The organism is Coleofasciculus chthonoplastes PCC 7420, from assembly GCF_000155555.1.
In the GTDB taxonomy this organism is placed as follows: Bacteria; Cyanobacteriota; Cyanobacteriia; order Cyanobacteriales; family Coleofasciculaceae; genus Coleofasciculus; species Coleofasciculus chthonoplastes_A.
Window position 1 is genome coordinate 37,949 of record NZ_DS989867.1, and the last position, 16,694, is coordinate 54,642.

Here is a 16,694-nt window from a genome sequence, read left to right on the forward strand (position 1 = left end):
GGGATAGGGAAAAAAGGACTGAATCCACAGTTTTTTAGTTAATTCTCAGATAAATATCTAATCCTGACAAACTTAAACACCCAATCATTCCTTCTAAGGCATAGCGCTGGGAATAGTTCCGATGTTGTCCATTAAACCCATAGAATCTATCGGTAAATCCCCTAGCGGAAAACCCCAAACAAAATTGTTGATAGCGAATTATTGTCCGTTGCAGCAATTGACTAACGAGCAAACTTGTACTTTTAACCGCTAATGTCCAGGTGCGATATCCTCCTCTCGCTTGCTGTGCTAATCGTAACTCAATCACAGTGTTGATCAGAATAAAAACAAAGCGGTACATTAACATCAGCAAATCACCAATCGCTTCGGGTAATTGACAACGACGTAGGGTTTGCACAATTTCGACAAATGGAATAGTCAGCAGCATAAAAAGTAAGCATGAGATACAAGCCAAAGAGCGGATAAAAATTTTGACCACTTCTTGCCAACCACTGTGACTGAGATAGAAATATAACCCCCCTAACTGAATACCTCCGAGTTGATCACTGGCAACTAAATCGATTTGGTTAGCCCCTATCATGTTAATCATTAATGCTGGCAAACCCATCCCCAAAAATAGACTACTCACACCCAGAAGCTTGAAATAAGATTGGATAGGAATTTTGGCATAACCGATTGTCCAAATTGCCAGCCAGAGACTAATCAAAACTTGAGTTAGAGGGGAAGCCATGAGAGCAATCCCTAAAACGACTAACGCAAACAGTAATTTTTGCTCTGGCGGTAGGGTTCTCAGGTTATTCTTATAAGAAAGGGTATCAATAGGGAGAGTCATGATCGATCTCATTTAATCAGGGTTTGCTGAATCAGTATTGTGGTGAGCAAGGTTTGTAGAGACGTTCTGGTGGAACGTCTGAAATCCGGGGGAGCAATTGTACTTTCATCTTTTCCACCTACTTAAATGTAGAATTACGTTCATGTTTTCCTCGATATAAACCGATCACGTAACCAATTGTTCCCGCACCAATCCCAGCTTGTAAGGCAAATAACAGCGATTCAGTTTCACCACCTGGAGGTGTTAACAAAGGTTCAAACCACGCTTCATACTCAGGTTGAATCTCTCCAATCACGGCTTCGGCTTGTCCATCAGCACCGCTAAATTCAGAATCTCGAATGGCAAGTAAGGGAATAATCGCGAGAAGGATTACGCCTGAAATTAATAACCAATTATTCCAGCTTGTTCTTTGTCGTTTCATAGTGATTTCGGTTTAATCTGCTGTAATACTTGTAATTGCTCTTGACTATAGGTAACGAGCCAATTCCAAACTAACACCGTTAACAATCCTTCACTAATCGCCAGGGGAATTTGGGTGATGGCGAAAATACCAGCAAATTTGATAAATGAGCTTAAAATACCGCCTTCTGGTGCGGGAAATGCCAGGGCTAATTGTAGAGATGTGACAACGTAGGTGATTAAATTAGCCACGGCGGCGGCGAGAAATAGGGCAACGGTTTGTCTTCCACTAACTTGCAGCACTAAACCATACAAACCATACGCCACAATCGGACCAACAACTGCCATAGAAAATGCATTAGCGCCTAAGGTTGTCAACCCCCCATGAGCTAATAATAAGGCTTGAAAGAGAAGGACAAAACTCCCCAAAACTGTCATGATTAAGGGACTAAATAATACAGCGCCAAGTCCTGTACCTGTAGGATGGGACGAACTACCTGTCACCGAGGGGATTTTTAACGCCGACAAGACAAAGGTAAAAGCACCAGCTAAAGCCAACAGCAGTTTTAATTCGGGATAATCCTTCGTGATCTGATTAAGGGAACGTAGTCCCAGCCAAAAAAAAGGCAGGAAGAGTATCCACCAAAAAATTGCCCAGGTTACGGGTAAAAACCCTTCCATAATGTGCATTGCTTGAGCCGGTGGTGCGGCTAAAATGGTTACAGTTACACTTGTGGCAGTGATTAAACCTAGAGAAATAAGTTGTTTTAGTTTCATAGATATTCTCAAAAATTAGGATTTCTCTAGCAAATTTTGAATGTCAATTTGTTCTAGTTCTGCAATAGGTTTGTGGATTTTATACTGTCGCTGGGGTTTGTCCAAGATGGCAATAACAGTTTCAATGGGTGGACATCCCGGTTCAGTACAACGCAATTGACTCAGAGACACAGAAATTTTTTCATTAATCTCCAAAACCTCATAAATCCAGTGTTTAATTTGCTGAATTTTTTCGGGATTGGTTTGTTGGTCAGTCCGAGAAAATAAATCCATTACTATTGTCATTTATTGATTATTTATTCTCTTCGCCAGCTTTCCAGACGCGCTTTTGAAGCGTCTCTACATATATATTTTCCTTATTCAGCAAACCCTAATTAACCAAATCCTTTACCCCGTTTGGATTCTGACCACACTAAAACCTCCCCATTTTGACCACCAGCCGCCAATTGATGTCCCCCAGGATGCCAAGCCAGACAAGAAAAACCCTGGGGCGCACCGTTCAAAATTTGGGCAATTTGCTTGGCTTTTTGCCACAGACAAATCCAACCATCATTACTCGCTGAAGCTAACAGCAAACTCTTGGGTTGAAAGGCGATATCCTGGACGATTTCAGTATGCAGATCTAAAACCCGTGCGTCCCAACCCTGACGATCATCCGTTTGCTTTTTCCAGATCACAATCCCCTCACCACTGGACGCCGCTAACAAGGGTGCAGTATTTGACATGGATTTTGACCATCTTAAGTTGCGAATTTTGCCGGGAAATCCCCGCATCACCCAAGGATGAGGATGACCCCACTGCACTACCGTGATCGTTAAATCGAGATTACCAGACGCGAGATACTTGCCATCCGGTGACCAAGCAATCGCCACACTCGCCGCCGGCATATTAACAAGATAAGGGTCATCATGCCAATTCCGGCTATCCCAAACTTTAGCACCCTGATCACCTGCGATCGCTAAATGCTGTCCTTGAGGTTGCCAAGTCATTCCCAATACTGAGGACAAGTCAAAAGGTAATGTGATCATCGTTTCTTGTTCAGCCCCATCCCACACTTGAACATAACGCCCTAAACTAAATGCCAATTGGTTACCCGTGGGACTCCAACGCAGGTGGTCAACCCATTTGGGGGCATTATTGAGAGTCGTGATCCGTTGAAGTTGGGGCTTCACCTGCCAAATTCTCACCCCACCATCTTGTCCCCCGGCTGCCAAGAATTGCCCATCAGGGGAAAAGTCCAGACAATCAATCGACTGTTCACCTGTGTCGTCTGAACCAAGAATTAAGCATGAGTCACCCTTCCCCCCATCCCACAGCAGAACCTCCCCCGCCGCTGAACTTACGGCTAAACACCCATCAACGGACCAAGCCACAGCCGTGACATACTCCGAGAGTTGCCCACACCACTGTTGTTCTAATAGATTTTTCTGGGTAATCCCTAAACCAGACACGCTCTAAAGTCCTCTCTCAGCTTCGCTTCCTCTAAATTGCGACCAATAAACACCAGTTCGCTTTTCCGGCGTTCTCCAGGTTTCCAGGCGCGATCGCCTCGACCATCAAACAACATGTGTACCCCTTGAAAGACAAAGCGTTGGTCTTCTCCAGCCATGTTGATAATTCCTTTCATCCGGAAAATATCAGGACCCTTGGTTTGCAACAATTGCGAGAGCCAATTATTCAGTTTTTCCCCATCCACAGGTTTTGATTCAACCAAAGCAAAGGAATGAACCGACTCATCATGTTCGTGAGCATCTTCGCTGAGGAAGTTGGGGTCAATCTCCAAAGCACGGTTGAGATCAAAGGCTTTCACACCCAGTAACGCCTCCATGCCTAACTCAGAGTTTTGGGTGCAGTAAATTTTTGCTAGAGCATTCATCCCCCGTATCCGCTTCTCCAATTCATCTAACTTATCCGGGGAGACTAAATCTGTCTTATTGAGCAAAATTACATCAGCAAAAGCAATCTGTTCTTGCGCTTCATCTGCTTCCCAATGCTGCCAAATATGCTTGGCATCCACCACCGTTACCACCGCATCTAAAAGCAGTTGCTGCCGCATATCTTCATCAATAAAAAAGGTTTGAATTACGGGGGCGGGGTCAGCCAGTCCAGTGGTTTCTATCACCAGATGGTCAAACTTGTTACGCCGCTTAATTAGGTTCCCGATAATCCGCATCAAATCCCCTCGGACGGTACAGCAAATGCACCCGTTGTTCATCTCAAAGATTTCTTCATCGGCATCAATCACTAATTGGTTATCAATACCAACTTCTCCAAACTCGTTGACGATGACGGCGACTTTCTTGCCATGTTCGTAAGTGAGGATGTGGTTGAGCAGGGTGGTTTTCCCTGCGCCGAGATAGCCGGTGAGAACAGTAACCGGAATGGTACTGGAAGCTTGAGCTGTTACCATACGCCGTTTAAAATGATTATCATTCTCAAATAATAAACGTTTTTCCCCTAGGCGACAATCCCTTTCACCCAATTCTTAATAATGTAGAGACGTAGCATGCTACGTCTCTCCTGCTCCTGCTACGTCTCTTCTGCTACGTCTCTAGAATTCAAAGATAGTGCGAAGCGTCCCCACCCAAATCGTGTCATTGTTATCATCGTGTTCTGGGTTGAGAATCACGAACACCCCCGGATTAATCGCGATATTATCCGTGAGTTGATAACGATACTGAGCTTCCAGATGCCAAGACGTATCATCATCCTCAAAACCGCCATCATTATCCGTCACCTTCGGCGGTTGTCCGACAACAAACCCGAGCAAACTCCCCTCTGAGCCAAAATCAGGCAATGCCAGGGTAACTGCCCAGTTAAAAATAGTGGCGTCATCGCCCTCACCCACCAAGACACCATTGTTAAAACCATTATCTTGAGCATGAGCCAGGGTCAAACCGCCCCAACCCGAAAGCGTAAAAGCGGGACTGAGACGCAAACTGGCAGAAAGCCCAAACTGATCAGCTGACGTTGCAGTATCTTCCCCAAACGGTACATTTGCCAATTCACTCCCCGTTTCCCCAGAAACCACCACCTGTCCCCCAGGATAATAGGAACGCACATAAGTTAAACCTAAACGCAAACCTTCGCTCGGTTCAATCCCCAGTTGGGCAATGGCAGCATAGCTACCATTAAACAACCCGTTTTTCTGACTCGGATCATTAGCATTGGGAGCCAGATAACCCAAGGATAGATTAAGCGCTGAATTGAAGTTATAGGTCAGACTAGCACCCGTGCCTTCGAGTCCCTGATAATAAATCGGATTGAAACGCCCGAAACGAGAAATTGCCCCCGTCAGTTCTTCCGAGAAAAACTCGTTATAGTTGGCAAAGTTTCCGGCAAACTCGCCGCCAACGGCATCAATCATAAAGGAAAGTTTGGCATCTTTAACGGCACCATGTCCATGTTCCTCCTCTTCCTGATTATGTGACGCTGCCATTTCTCCCAGAGAGAAGCTATATCTTATCTTGCCAATCGCTACATCATTATCATTACCTTCATCAAAAGCGAGGCGAGTCATGCTAGTTCCGGTAATATTGGGATTATCTCCTTCACCCGGACCAAAAGGAACCGGATTCAATGCATCCAAGCGAGTTAGTAACAAGTCCTCCCCTGTAAAACTCGTCGTTAAAAATAGACGCACTCGGTTGTCGAAAACCACTTCATCTTCCAACTCTTCTCCACTACCATCTGCTTTTTCATCCCCAAACACGCTACTCAGGGAAAAGCTGACTTCTCCGCGAAATTTGGTCGTTGTGGAAAACTGATTGTCTTCTAAAAAGGCGACTCGACCCTCCAAATTGTCCACTCGCGCTCCCAGAGTCGCCAGTTCCGCCTCAAATTCTTGCACCAACCGTCGTAAGGTTGCCAAATCACTCCCCTCCAGTTCGCCATTAGGGAGTAAACGCTCAATTTGCTGTAAGCACGCATTCAAACCAGCGGCAAACTCAAATCGGGTTAAGGCTCGATTCCCGCGATAGGTGCCATCGGGATAGCCCGCGATACAGCCATAGCGTTCCACCAGGCTGCGTAAGGCTTCATACGCCCAATCGCCAGGGGAAACATCTCGTAACTGAGAGACACTGGTGACTTGCTCAAGAGCATTCGTTTGACTGATGGGGTTGTACCCCTCAATCTGTGCCAAAGCATTTGGGACTGTACAGACTGCCCAAGTACCACCCAACACCACTGGGTTAACGATATTCCACCACGTTTTTGCCATAGTAACTCCTCACACCCTATTCAGTTCAAGGTCTTGCCCGATCACCTAGCGGTTACTCGGTGTCACAATTATGATAATCATTATCATAAGAACGATTATCGTTATTGTAAATCCAGGGTCTGATTTTTCATGACAAATTATTCGGCATCCTTACCCGCGAACATTGACATTGCGATTGTTGGCGCAGGTCCCCAGGCTCTAACCCTAGTCACTCATCTGCTGCAAAAGCGTAAGAAAATGGGGGATAGGTTTTTGGTGTTTGACGCTAGTGGCAGATGGATGAATCGGTGGTTCCATCAATTTGCCGCCTTAGAAATCCCTCATCTGAGATCCCCTGCGGTTCACCATCCCCACCCCAACCCCTATGCACTGCGCTCTTTTGCCGAAAACCGGGAGTCGGAATTTTTTCCCCCATATCATCTTCCGGGAACGCAGCTATTTGAGGAGTTTTGTCAGAATGTTATCCATCAGTGGGGCTTGCCGGATAAGCTGGTTAGGGCTGATGTGAGTAGCCTTAAACCCACCACGGTTCTCAAACGCCCTCGATTTCGCCTGGAGTTATCCAATGGGCAGTCAGTCATCGCTCGTCGGGTGGTTTTGGCTACGGGTGCGGGGAGAAAGATTGTACCGGATTGGGTAGATAAAATTGCATCGGCTTATCCAACTGACCGATTATGCCATGCTCAAAGCGTCGATTTACAGAACGTGCAGATAGCTGGTGAGCAGGTGTTAATTATTGGGGGTGGGTTGACGAGTGGACATTTAGCCGTGGGTGCAGCAGCACGGGGAGCGAAGGTGATGTTAATGTCACAGCGTCGGCTCCAGGAAAAATGGTTTGATGCTGAACCGGGTTGGTTGGGACCCAAGTATCTCAAGGACTTTTGGGCTGAACCGAATTGGCAGAGGCGGTGGGAGATGATTCAGGGGGCGCGAAATGGGGGATCAATGACGCCAAAGATGATGTTTCAGTTACGCCGTCTGGAGCCTAGCTGCAAGTATTTCTAGTACAGATACATTTAACCCAGAAAAATCATCTCCCCCCTCACCCTCTTAGGGTTCCCGATACAACTCTGGCATGGGTTCTTTCTCAATCCGATAGATTTTAAAGCCCCGTTTAATGCAATTATCCAGGGCGTAGGGGCTATCCAGATTGCTGGTATGAATCCAGAGGCGTTGTGTGCCTTTGTTCCAAGCGTAAGCAATGCCATGGCTGAGTAAATGCTTGCCTAACCCCCGTCCGAGATAGTTTTCGCGCAACCCAAAATAGACAATTTCCGTCGAGTAGAACCGACCCGACGGTCCCTCTCGACGCTTGACCAACTCAATGTATCCGGCGGGCGCACCGTTGACATAAAGGACATGAATACTGGTTTCAGAGGCAGTGAGAATCTCTTGCAGTTCTTCATCGGAGTAGGATAAGCGATCGCGCCAACGCCAGGGTTTGCCTACGGTACTGTACAGGAAACGATAGAAGGCAACATCAGGCGTATCCATACACATCATTTTTATCCCATCGGGGTAGTTAAGATACGCTGGACGGAATTGGGTCGGATCGGTCATCTGGAGATAGGTGATCACCAGAGTATCCGGAATAGGTGTTATGGGAGGAGATTTCAAAGACACCGGAATTTGAGTGCTGTTGGGACATGTTGCCGCCTGAGAAACCGATACAGCCATCGCAATTCACAATCTGCTTAACTATTAATTTAATTAACGTTGGGCGATTTGACCGATGGGGCAGCAGTTTATGACTTACACTGTATTCTACGGTGGAATGATTATGATTAAGGATTGCTCCTGCTGTTTGTTGTCGAGGTCACATTTTCAGGAAATGGCAGTACAGGATACCGATGCTGTCGGTTCAGACAACGCGAGTTTACCCATCACTGATTCTCTACAACCCAACTTACCCCAATTTTACGTCGATTTTTCTTCCAGTGTAATTTTAACTCAGGTCAATTCGTATTTGTTTAAGAATTTATCAGGAGATTCTTTTTTTTAAGTATATACAAATACATTCTTCCTGAACTCAATCCCTGTTTTCGCCTAAAGTCCATTGGATTTGCTGGCATTTAGGCAATGGCAGTCAAACCCGGATTGAACTTTAGGCAGTTAGTTTGTGATCTGCAACGCCCGATAACGGTTCATTGGTCACCGGACATTGTTGATGCCGATCACTGCTTACTGAGTCTCGTAAATGTAGTCTTGCAACGCTTTCACATCTAAAGGCTCAGACTTCAATGAACGAATTGCCCCGGCTGTTGCCTTTGCACCAGCAATCGTGGTAACAATTGGGATTTTGTAAGCCAGTGCGGTGCGCCGAATTAACCGACCATCAGCTTGGGCATCTTCTCCGGTTGGGGTATTAATAATCAACTGAATCTGCTTATTTTTAATCGCATCCAAGACATGGGGACGCCCTTGATGCAGTTTCAGGATTAAATCAACCTCCAAGCCCTGATCCTTAAGGGCTTTGCGTGTCCCTTCCGTGGCAATGACATTAAAGCCCAAGTCCATCAAGTCTTGAACCACCGGGACAACATTGGCTTTATCCCGGTTATTGGTGGAGACAAAAACAGTACCCGAAAGGGGTAAACGCTGACCGGCGGCTAATTCTGCCTTGGCAAATGCCTTACCAAAGTCCGTATCAATCCCCATCACTTCACCAGTAGACCGCATTTCTGGTCCGAGGATGACATCGGTGCCAGGGAATTTATCAAAGGGTAGGACAGCTTCTTTTACGGCAATGTGCTGGAGTATCGGTTCGCGGGTTAAACCCAGGTCTTCTAGGGTTTCTCCTGCCATGATCCGGGACGCCAAAGCCGCTAACGGGACACCGGTGGCTTTGGAGACATAAGGAACAGTCCGCGACGCCCTGGGGTTGGCTTCCAGGATATAAACGGTTTCCCCTTGCACCGCAAACTGGATATTCATCAAGCCAATGACTTTCAACTTTGTGGCTAATTGATGGGTACTGGTGCGAATCGTTTCCATTGCTGTGGGACTCAGGGAAATAAACGGAATCGAACAAGCCGAGTCGCCGGAGTGAATCCCTGCTTGTTCAATATGCTCCATAATGCCACCAATCACCACCCGACCCGTATGATCGGCGATCGCGTCTACATCGACTTCAATGGCATTTTCTAAGAACTTATCAATCAGAATCGGGTGTTCCGGTTCAACCTGTACCGCAAAGGTCATATACCGTTCCAACTCTAGGTCAGAATAGACAATTTCCATTGCCCGTCCACCGAGGACGTAGGAGGGACGCACTACCACTGGGTAACCGATGCGCTTGGCGATGTTTAACGCCTCCTCATAACTGCGGGCGATGCCATTGGGGGGCTGTTTGATATCCAGTTGGCGCAGGATTTTCTCAAAGCGTTCCCGATCTTCGGCAATATCAATGGAGTCGGGCGAAGTCCCCCAGATTTTGGTGGGAACGGAGGTGGGGATTTCGGGATTGTTTAAAAACTCCTGAAGGGGAACGGCGAGTTTTAATGGAGTTTGACCGCCAAACTGGATGATAATCCCTTCTGGCTTTTCGGTTTCAATGATGTTGAGAACGTCTTCTTTGGTCAGGGGTTCAAAGTAGAGACGATCGCTGGTGTCGTAGTCCGTGGAAACGGTTTCTGGGTTGGAGTTGACCATAATTGTCTCAAACCCTTGTTTGGCGAGGGCGTAAGCCGCATGACAGCAACAGTAGTCAAACTCAATCCCCTGTCCAATCCGGTTGGGTCCACCGCCGAGAATCATCACCTTGCGCTTATCGGAGGGGATAACTTCGGTTTCTTCTTCGTAGGTGGAATAGTAATAAGGGGTCAGTGCCTCAAATTCGGCGGCGCAGGTATCCACGACTTTGTAAACGGCGACGACCCCCAGTTGCTTGCGATACGTCCGCACCTCATCTTCCGTTGTCTTGGTGGCGAAGGCAATTTGGCGATCGCTATAGCCTTGACGCTTTATATACCAAAGATTCTCTTTTGTCAAGCTTTTTAAGGGAGTGCGCTTGAGGAATTTTTCAGTTTCGAGTAAATCGGCAAACTTATCGAGAAACCAAGGGTCAATACTGGTGAGTTCATAAATTTCTTCCACGGTCATGCCTAATTGTAAAGCGTGACGCAGGGTAAATATGCGGTCAGGGTTGGGTGTCCGTAAGCCAGACCGCACTTGTTCCAGGGAGGGGAGTTTCTCGGCGCGATCGCATCCCCACCCGTAGCGTCCGATTTCCAGAGAACGCAAGGCTTTTTGGCAGGATTCTTGGAACGTGCGTCCAATTGCCATGGCTTCCCCCACCGACTTCATCTGGGTGGTGAGTACGGGTTGGGCGTTGGGGAATTTCTCAAAGGTAAACCGGGGAATTTTGGTCACCACATAATCGATCGTGGGTTCAAAGGAGGCGGGGGTTTTCTGAGTAATGTCGTTGGGAATCTCATCCAAGGTGTACCCTACCGCCAACTTCGCCGCAAATTTAGCAATGGGAAACCCTGTAGCTTTTGAGGCGAGGGCAGAACTACGGGAGACACGGGGGTTCATTTCAATGACAATCACGTCCCCGGAAACTGGATTGATGGCAAACTGAATATTTGAGCCACCCGTTTCCACGCCAATCTCACGGATAATTTGAATCGAGTAATCTCGGAGTCGCTGATATTCCTTATCGGTGAGGGTTTGGGCGGGGGCGACGGTAATCGAGTCGCCGGTGTGGACGCCCATGGGGTCAAGGTTTTCGATTGAGCAGATAATCACCACGTTATCGGCGAGATCCCGCATTACTTCTAACTCATATTCTTTCCATCCCAGCAGCGACTGTTCGACTAAGATTTGAGACACGGGAGACGCATCTAACCCGGCTTGTGCCATTTCTTCGTATTCTTCCTGGTTATAGGCAATACCGCCTCCTGTGCCGCCTAAAGTATAGGCAGGACGAATAATCAGGGGGTAAGTGCCAATGCGTTGGGCAAGGGCTTTGGCTTCATCCAAGTTACTGGCGATTCCTGAAGGACAGACTCCGATACCAATACGCCCCATCGCTTCTTTGAAAAGCTGGCGGTCTTCTGCCATTTCGATGGCATCGAGTTTAGCACCAATGAGATCGACGCCGTATTTGTCGAGAACACCGTTTTTTGCCAGAGTAACGGCAATATTCAGGGCTGTTTGACCCCCCATCGTCGGCAATAGGGCGTCTGGTCGTTCTTTGGCAATCACCTTCTCCACAATTTCCGGAGTCAGGGGTTCAATGTAGGTGCGGTCTGCAGTTTCTGGGTCGGTCATGATTGTGGCTGGATTGGAGTTAACCAGTACCACTTCGTAGCCTTCCTGTTGGAGGGCTTTACACGCCTGAGTGCCAGAGTAATCAAACTCACAGGCTTGTCCGATAACAATGGGACCAGAACCCAAGATCAGGATTTTGTGAAGATCGTCGCGGCGAGGCATAAGTGTCGGTGATTGCGTGACTATTCTTGAATCCTGTTTATTTTATATGGTTTGAGGGAAATTCGTCGCGGCAGTTATGTTGGGGTTTGATGACTTAGGGGATTTTCGCGCCGCAGGAGCACCGTTTTATGTTTGGATGGTGCGTTACACTTCGTTAACGCACCCTACAGCTAGCTAAGCACCAGCGACTTTCGTCCAACCCATTGTTATTTGGCATTATCGCGTAGTCGTTTGAAGTACACCAGTTCCGGATCGCCGTCGTCCAGGTTTTCGATGAGGCCACTTCGAGCAAATTCCAGCGTTGCCAACAGCCGCTGCATCGGGACATTGGATTGATTCGTCGATGTGAACAGTTTGGGTGTGCGGCATTCGTTGATCAAGTGGCGGATCAACGAAGAACCGATTCCCTGACCCCTGAATTGCGGATGGACGTAGAGCATTTCAATCCAACCGTTGTCGTAGAACTTGTAGTTCAGGACGGCGTAGGCCACGACGTTCGCGTCGATGACGGCGATGTAACACGCGGACGATTCGATTTGCTCGTGAATAAACTGGACGCGTGCAACGTCAGATGCGGCGACGTGATCGAACCCGATGATCGCATCTGCATCGGTCGTTGTGGCGATTCGCAATTCCATAGGAGTATCGCAAGTCACATAACTATTCATTATTTGACAAATTCGGCTAATTGTGGTTTCAAGTCTTGAGTCGTGTTTACTGTCGTGACTAGGGATTGTTCCGCCTCGGTGAAGGGTTCAGTTAAATGTGGGGATGGTGCGTTACACTTGCGTTTCTGTTGAAATATCTGCGAAATGTAGGGTTGACTCAATTTTCGGTTGGGCGACAACAGGATGGGGTCGAGATTGCGCGGGTATCGGTTGGATATCCGATTTTTTATTCGCGTTTGCAGGTTTGGGGAGGGATTGATGGGTGGACATGATAATGATAATTAGGTATAGGCGATGGGAATAGAACCAGGTTAACAAGTCCCCCGATGATGGGTCAGCCTCGGTTTGATAAATCTTTATATCCTTGGGCATAAAAAAATCCCAGAACCAACCGTAGGGGCGCACCGACGTGCGCCCTTTGACGTGCGCCCTTTGCCGACGCACTGACGTATGTCCAGATAACCCTGGTATTCCAAATAACGAACGTGCGATCGCTTTACCCAAGTAAGGGTTTGAGACTTGTTTACAAAACTTAGTACAGAGCCGTTTTCTTTTGTCCGACTACTTATCAATAGGCTTTTAAGGGAAATTTAATATCTGAATGACCATTCAGGTGTTATGCTAAAAAAAAATATCTGAAGACTTGTTCAGATATTGAGTCAAACACTATCGTGGAGAGAAAGTTCACCAACCTTGCCCTAAAAGGGACAAGGATTGACCAAGCCAGTTTGGACAACGTAAGAGGTGAATAGCTTTTTGAGCCTAGTCCTGGTACAGACTTCCGAATACTTCCCTAGTTCGGACTATCTCTAAGCCTAATTGGTTAGGCGTTGGGTAATGCCAAGACATCTTGGACTAGGTGAGCGAAGGGACTTATTACAGGTTTTGCTGGTTCCTGGGATTATATCCATTTAAAAACCAGCATTTAATTGTAAAGCTGTCTTATAAAGACAGGGTTTCAGACCCAAAGGAGTTTCGATGACAACTGCCACTCAAACGCAATGTGCCTGTGATTCCTGCGCGTGCATGGTGAGTACCGATTCAGCCGTGCAAAAAGACGGCAAATATTACTGTAGCGACGCTTGCGCTAACGGTCATCCCAACGGAGCTGGCTGTGGGCATTCTGGTTGTGAATGTCACGCTTAATCGGGCGCATCCTCAGGGATTGCCGATCTATGGACAGATAGAAACCACTCCAGGTACAGAAGAATCGCTGTGTCTGGAGTGATTCTTTTCTCTTCTTTGAACCTTAATTCCGGGTCATTTTTTCTATTTGAGATTGCCAATTTTGAGTTGTGTCCACTGTCGTGACTAGGGATTGTTCCGCCTCAGTGAAGGGTTCAGCCGTGGCTTGTTGGCGACTGAGTAAATCCGCCGTTGCATCGGATACATCTTCCGTGCGGGATGAGAGGCGATCGCGTAGGACTTCCAGGGGGGCAATGCAGTGTAGAATTCGTAAGGGTAACTGATGTGCCTGGGCTTGAGCGATCGCATCCCCTCGAAATGCCTGTCGATCGTACTTCGCATCGAGAATTACCGGGAAGCCTTGCTGTGCTAGCATGATGCCCAATTCTGACAGGCGATCGTAAGTTTTCTGGTTCATCTTGGGAGTATAAAGTTGATCAGATCCTTTTTGATCCAACGGAATACCCGCTAAATGTTTCCGTACTGCATCAGAACGCAGGTGAATCGCTCCCGACTGATGCGCCAATTGTCGCGCTACTGTACTTTTCCCCGAACCCGATAAGCCTGACATAATCACGACTTGTCCGGAATTCGTTTTCGTGTAGTCCCAAGCCAATCGATAATAGTCGGCTGCTGTGTTTGCGGCGTCTTGCTTCGTCTCCTCCGGAACCGCCGGATCATCCAGTAAAAAGGAGGTGACTTTTGCCCGTACATACGCTTGGCGACTTAAATACAATGGCAATACCTGTAACCCTTGCCAATCTCCGGTTTGCTCCAAATAGGTATTGAGAAACACATTTCCCAACTCCTTAGCCCCCCGCGCATCCAAATCCATCACCACAAAGGCGACATCGTACATCACATCCACAAAGCGGAACGGTTCATTAAATTCAATCCGATCAAACAGTTGAATCTTATCCTGCCACAGGCAAATATTTCTCAGGTGCAAATCCCCGTGACATTCCCGAATCCGGTTATTGTCTAGGCGTTGTTCTAATAACGCCTCTCGTTGGGCAAAAAAGCGATCGCTAAATTGTTTCGTTTCTTGAAATTGCTGTTGGGTTTGCGCCCTACCAATATAGTTTTCCGTTTGCTGATAATTTTCGTCAAACGCCTCACGAATTTTGGCAGGTGTACCGAAACTGCGAATATAGTCATTGGTTTGGGTTTGAGCATGGAATTCAGCCACCACTCGTCCCAGGTTCTCCATATCCGTTGCCGTCAATTTGCCTTGCTCGAAGCGCGTGCTAAACAAGGCATCCTGGGGGAATTGCCGCATTTTCAAGGCATACTCTACAGGCTGAGAGTCATCCCCTAGAATCAAGCGATCGCCCTTTTGACTAATCGGCAACACGTTCAGATAAATCTCCGGTGCTTGAGGTTTATTCATCTGTAACTCTTGCCAACAGAAATGCTCTCGTTTCTCCAACGTGGAAAAATCTAAAAAGCTAAAGTTAACCGCTTTCTTGACTTTATAGGCATAATCCCCAGTTAAAAATACATAAGACACATGAGTCTGAATCAAATCAATCGGTGTTTGAACCGGATGAGGATAAAAATCCGGTTGCTTCATTTGATGAATTAGATCCGAAATAGGACGTTGTGACATATCGTTTAATCTACACAAAAATAACTAAGGACATAAAAAAAGGATAAATCGAGCAACTAAGTAGGTGGACATAATTAACGTGAACGGTGAAGAACTCGCTCCCTTGAGAAGCAAGCTACGTCATTCGTTTATGTAAGGGTTTGAGGCTTGTTTACAAAACTTACAGCGCTTTGCGCTGTAATAAAGTACAGTAGCTCAAAGTCCCCCTTTTTAAGGGGGATTTAGGGGGATCGACAATGTACCGCATAGCAGAGCAAACTGCTGTATAACCAGTGATGAATAATAAAAAAGCCAGGGAACACTAGATTATCCCTGGCTCGAAAAACGATGTCTCTAAAGTTAAACTTCTTCTTCTTCGTTTGCTAACAAGGACATTGCTTCATCGACCTCAGATTCCTCAGAGGGTTCAGCCGGCATAGTGGGCGCACCCAGGATATTAACCACTGGTCGTTGGGGATCATCCATCGCGGTAGCGCCTGATGGCAATAGAATTTCATGAACATGCAAGCTGGCACCGATATCCAAGTTAGAGATATCAACCTCAATGGCTTCTGGAATACTATCCGGAGCGCATTCAACTTGAAGTTCCGTCATGACATGTTCTAAAATGCCGCCTTGCTTCACGCCAAAAGCCGTTCCGACCAAATTTACAGGTAAGGAGATTTGGATCGTATCCTGACTTGCCACTGAGAAAAAACTCAGGTGATAGAGAATTGGCTTCCAGGGATGAGTTTGTACTTCTCGCAGCAGTGCTTTTCCATTCCAAGACAAGTCAGGAATATTAACCTGAACAGCAGTATGGTTAATATCAGCCTGCTTGAGTAAGGTTTCTGCGGCTTTAGCTTCAACCGTGAGTGCGACGGATTCAGCCCCCTTGTGACCATAAAGCGTTGCTGGGATTAAACCCTCTCTACGTAAGGCTTTGGGCTTACTTCCCTCGGCTCGCTTGTGACATTCAACTTTAACTTCCATAGCTAATCTTTTGGTTCAAGTATTGGTGTTGGCGATTCTTTGTCAATCATTCGTCTTACGGTGTGACATAAGACATAAGACAACTTATCCCGATGTTACCGGGATACCATTAGCGTCGAGTAATGCTCGTTTAGGTCCATGGATGGGATCTTCTACGATGATAGTCTGGTCACGGCTAGCACCTAAAGACACGAGTGCGATCGGAACTTCCATCAGTTCTGCTAGGAACTTTAGATAAGCCAGCGCCTGCTTGGGTAAATCTTCCAATGTCCGACAGTGAACGGTGGATTGTTGCCAACCGGGTAGAGTTTTATAGATGGGTTTACACTGAGCAAACCGACGTGAATTGCTGGGGAAATCCTCACAGCGTTGACCGTTGATTTCGTAGGCGACACAAACCTTTAGTTCTTCTAGGGTATCCAGAACATCAAGCTTGGTGATTGCCAGACAATCCATCCCATTGATGCGAACCGCATAGCGTCCAATGACCGCATCAAACCAACCGCAGCGACGACGACGTCCGGTTGTTGTCCCAAATTCCGCGCCGCGATCGCACAATAGTTGTCCCTGTTCGCCATGGAGTTCTGTAGGAAA

16 protein-coding genes and 1 pseudogene are annotated in these 16,694 nt (G+C 47.0%); 3 read left to right on the plus strand and 14 right to left on the minus strand.

Annotated features, from left to right (window positions below; translation table 11 throughout):
- Positions 1-34 precede the first annotated feature (34 nt).
- The 7 genes from cbiQ to MC7420_RS28330 form a co-directional block, all read right to left on the minus strand.
- Positions 35-832 (minus strand): cobalt ECF transporter T component CbiQ, encoded by a 798-nt coding sequence (cbiQ, locus tag MC7420_RS28300; protein WP_006104987.1) that lies wholly within the window; start codon positions 830-832, stop codon positions 35-37.
- Between the two features lie 118 nt (positions 833-950).
- Positions 951-1,253 (minus strand): energy-coupling factor ABC transporter substrate-binding protein, encoded by a 303-nt coding sequence (locus MC7420_RS28305; RefSeq protein ID WP_006104989.1) that lies wholly within the window; start codon positions 1,251-1,253, stop codon positions 951-953.
- Positions 1,250-2,008 carry an energy-coupling factor ABC transporter permease gene (locus MC7420_RS28310; protein ID WP_006104972.1) on the minus strand — a complete coding sequence of 253 codons (759 nt, stop codon included), beginning with the start codon at positions 2,006-2,008 and terminating at the stop codon, positions 1,250-1,252. Before MC7420_RS28310 ends, MC7420_RS28305 begins: the two co-directional genes overlap by 4 nt.
- Before the next feature lie 15 nt (positions 2,009-2,023).
- Entirely contained in the window at positions 2,024-2,293 is a 270-nt protein-coding gene (locus MC7420_RS28315; protein WP_232231806.1) for a hypothetical protein, read from the minus strand.
- 89 nt (positions 2,294-2,382) lie between these two features.
- The gene (locus MC7420_RS28320) at positions 2,383-3,459 is read right to left on the minus strand and encodes a WD40 repeat domain-containing protein (RefSeq protein ID WP_006104866.1); all 1,077 of its coding nucleotides are present in this window, start codon (positions 3,457-3,459) and stop codon (positions 2,383-2,385) included.
- On the minus strand, positions 3,447-4,418 hold the full coding sequence (locus tag MC7420_RS28325) for a CobW family GTP-binding protein (protein WP_006104852.1): 972 nt from the start codon (positions 4,416-4,418) through the stop codon (positions 3,447-3,449). Before MC7420_RS28325 ends, MC7420_RS28320 begins: the two co-directional genes overlap by 13 nt.
- Positions 4,419-4,559: 141 nt before the next feature.
- Positions 4,560-6,230 carry an iron uptake porin gene (locus tag MC7420_RS28330; RefSeq protein ID WP_006104894.1) on the minus strand — a complete coding sequence of 557 codons (1,671 nt, stop codon included), beginning with the start codon at positions 6,228-6,230 and terminating at the stop codon, positions 4,560-4,562.
- A 129-nt stretch (positions 6,231-6,359) separates the two neighbouring features.
- On the opposite strand from MC7420_RS28330, the pseudogene MC7420_RS28335 reads away from it, so the two are divergent.
- A pseudogene (locus tag MC7420_RS28335) lies at positions 6,360-7,208 on the plus strand (FAD/NAD(P)-binding protein); the annotation flags it as partial.
- A 72-nt stretch (positions 7,209-7,280) separates the two neighbouring features.
- Here MC7420_RS28335 and MC7420_RS28340 read toward each other — a convergent pair.
- Positions 7,281-7,907: a GNAT family N-acetyltransferase gene (locus MC7420_RS28340; protein WP_006104835.1), complete on the minus strand. Its 627-nt coding sequence runs from the start codon at positions 7,905-7,907 to the stop codon at positions 7,281-7,283.
- Between the two features lie 70 nt (positions 7,908-7,977).
- Between MC7420_RS28340 and MC7420_RS40615 the strand changes: the two genes are divergently transcribed.
- A complete protein-coding gene (locus tag MC7420_RS40615; protein ID WP_157453367.1) occupies positions 7,978-8,232 on the plus strand; it encodes a hypothetical protein in 255 nt (84 codons plus the stop codon).
- Between the two features lie 179 nt (positions 8,233-8,411).
- Here MC7420_RS40615 and carB read toward each other — a convergent pair whose 3' ends face one another.
- From carB to MC7420_RS28355, 3 genes are all read right to left on the minus strand, one after another.
- A complete protein-coding gene (gene carB / locus MC7420_RS28345; protein ID WP_044210272.1) occupies positions 8,412-11,666 on the minus strand; it encodes a carbamoyl-phosphate synthase large subunit in 3,255 nt (1,084 codons plus the stop codon).
- A 206-nt stretch (positions 11,667-11,872) separates the two neighbouring features.
- Positions 11,873-12,304 carry a GNAT family N-acetyltransferase gene (locus MC7420_RS28350; RefSeq protein WP_044210274.1) on the minus strand — a complete coding sequence of 144 codons (432 nt, stop codon included), beginning with the start codon at positions 12,302-12,304 and terminating at the stop codon, positions 11,873-11,875.
- 141 nt (positions 12,305-12,445) lie between these two features.
- Complete coding sequence (locus MC7420_RS28355; protein ID WP_157453368.1) at positions 12,446-12,838, minus strand: hypothetical protein; 393 nt, start codon at positions 12,836-12,838, stop codon at positions 12,446-12,448.
- A gap of 474 nt (positions 12,839-13,312) precedes the next feature.
- On the opposite strand from MC7420_RS28355, the gene MC7420_RS37420 reads away from it, so the two are divergent.
- Positions 13,313-13,480 carry a metallothionein gene (locus tag MC7420_RS37420; RefSeq protein WP_071777264.1) on the plus strand — a complete coding sequence of 56 codons (168 nt, stop codon included), beginning with the start codon at positions 13,313-13,315 and terminating at the stop codon, positions 13,478-13,480.
- Positions 13,481-13,583: 103 nt separating this feature from the next.
- On the opposite strand, the gene MC7420_RS28360 is transcribed toward MC7420_RS37420, so the two are convergent.
- The 3 genes from MC7420_RS28360 to MC7420_RS42980 form a co-directional block, all read right to left on the minus strand.
- A complete protein-coding gene (locus MC7420_RS28360; RefSeq protein WP_006104831.1) occupies positions 13,584-15,128 on the minus strand; it encodes a bifunctional aminoglycoside phosphotransferase/ATP-binding protein in 1,545 nt (514 codons plus the stop codon).
- A gap of 339 nt (positions 15,129-15,467) precedes the next feature.
- A complete protein-coding gene (locus MC7420_RS28365; protein WP_006104984.1) occupies positions 15,468-16,100 on the minus strand; it encodes a 50S ribosomal protein L25/general stress protein Ctc in 633 nt (210 codons plus the stop codon).
- Between the two features lie 84 nt (positions 16,101-16,184).
- A partial coding sequence (locus MC7420_RS42980; RefSeq protein WP_044210280.1) for an adenylosuccinate synthetase occupies positions 16,185-16,694 on the minus strand: 510 nt, incomplete at its 5' end.

Bases quoted from the DNA above. Each gene is read 5' to 3' on its own strand.
- MC7420_RS28360 (WP_006104831.1), bottom strand. From the start codon at position 15,128: ATGTCACAACGTCCTATTTCGGATCTAATTCATCAAATGAAGCAACCG.
- MC7420_RS28310 (WP_006104972.1), bottom strand. From the start codon at position 2,008: ATGAAACTAAAACAACTTATTTCTCTAGGTTTAATCACTGCCACAAGT.
- MC7420_RS28365 (WP_006104984.1), bottom strand. From the start codon at position 16,100: ATGGAAGTTAAAGTTGAATGTCACAAGCGAGCCGAGGGAAGTAAGCCC.
- cbiQ (WP_006104987.1), bottom strand. From the start codon at position 832: ATGACTCTCCCTATTGATACCCTTTCTTATAAGAATAACCTGAGAACC.
- MC7420_RS28305 (WP_006104989.1), bottom strand. From the start codon at position 1,253: ATGAAACGACAAAGAACAAGCTGGAATAATTGGTTATTAATTTCAGGC.
- MC7420_RS28325 (WP_006104852.1), bottom strand. From the start codon at position 4,418: ATGGTAACAGCTCAAGCTTCCAGTACCATTCCGGTTACTGTTCTCACC.
- MC7420_RS28350 (WP_044210274.1), bottom strand. From the start codon at position 12,304: ATGGAATTGCGAATCGCCACAACGACCGATGCAGATGCGATCATCGGG.
- MC7420_RS40615 (WP_157453367.1), top strand. From the start codon at position 7,978: ATGACTTACACTGTATTCTACGGTGGAATGATTATGATTAAGGATTGC.
- MC7420_RS28330 (WP_006104894.1), bottom strand. From the start codon at position 6,230: ATGGCAAAAACGTGGTGGAATATCGTTAACCCAGTGGTGTTGGGTGGT.
- MC7420_RS28315 (WP_232231806.1), bottom strand. From the start codon at position 2,293: ATGACAATAGTAATGGATTTATTTTCTCGGACTGACCAACAAACCAAT.
- MC7420_RS28340 (WP_006104835.1), bottom strand. From the start codon at position 7,907: ATGGCTGTATCGGTTTCTCAGGCGGCAACATGTCCCAACAGCACTCAA.
- MC7420_RS37420 (WP_071777264.1), top strand. From the start codon at position 13,313: ATGACAACTGCCACTCAAACGCAATGTGCCTGTGATTCCTGCGCGTGC.
- carB (WP_044210272.1), bottom strand. From the start codon at position 11,666: ATGCCTCGCCGCGACGATCTTCACAAAATCCTGATCTTGGGTTCTGGT.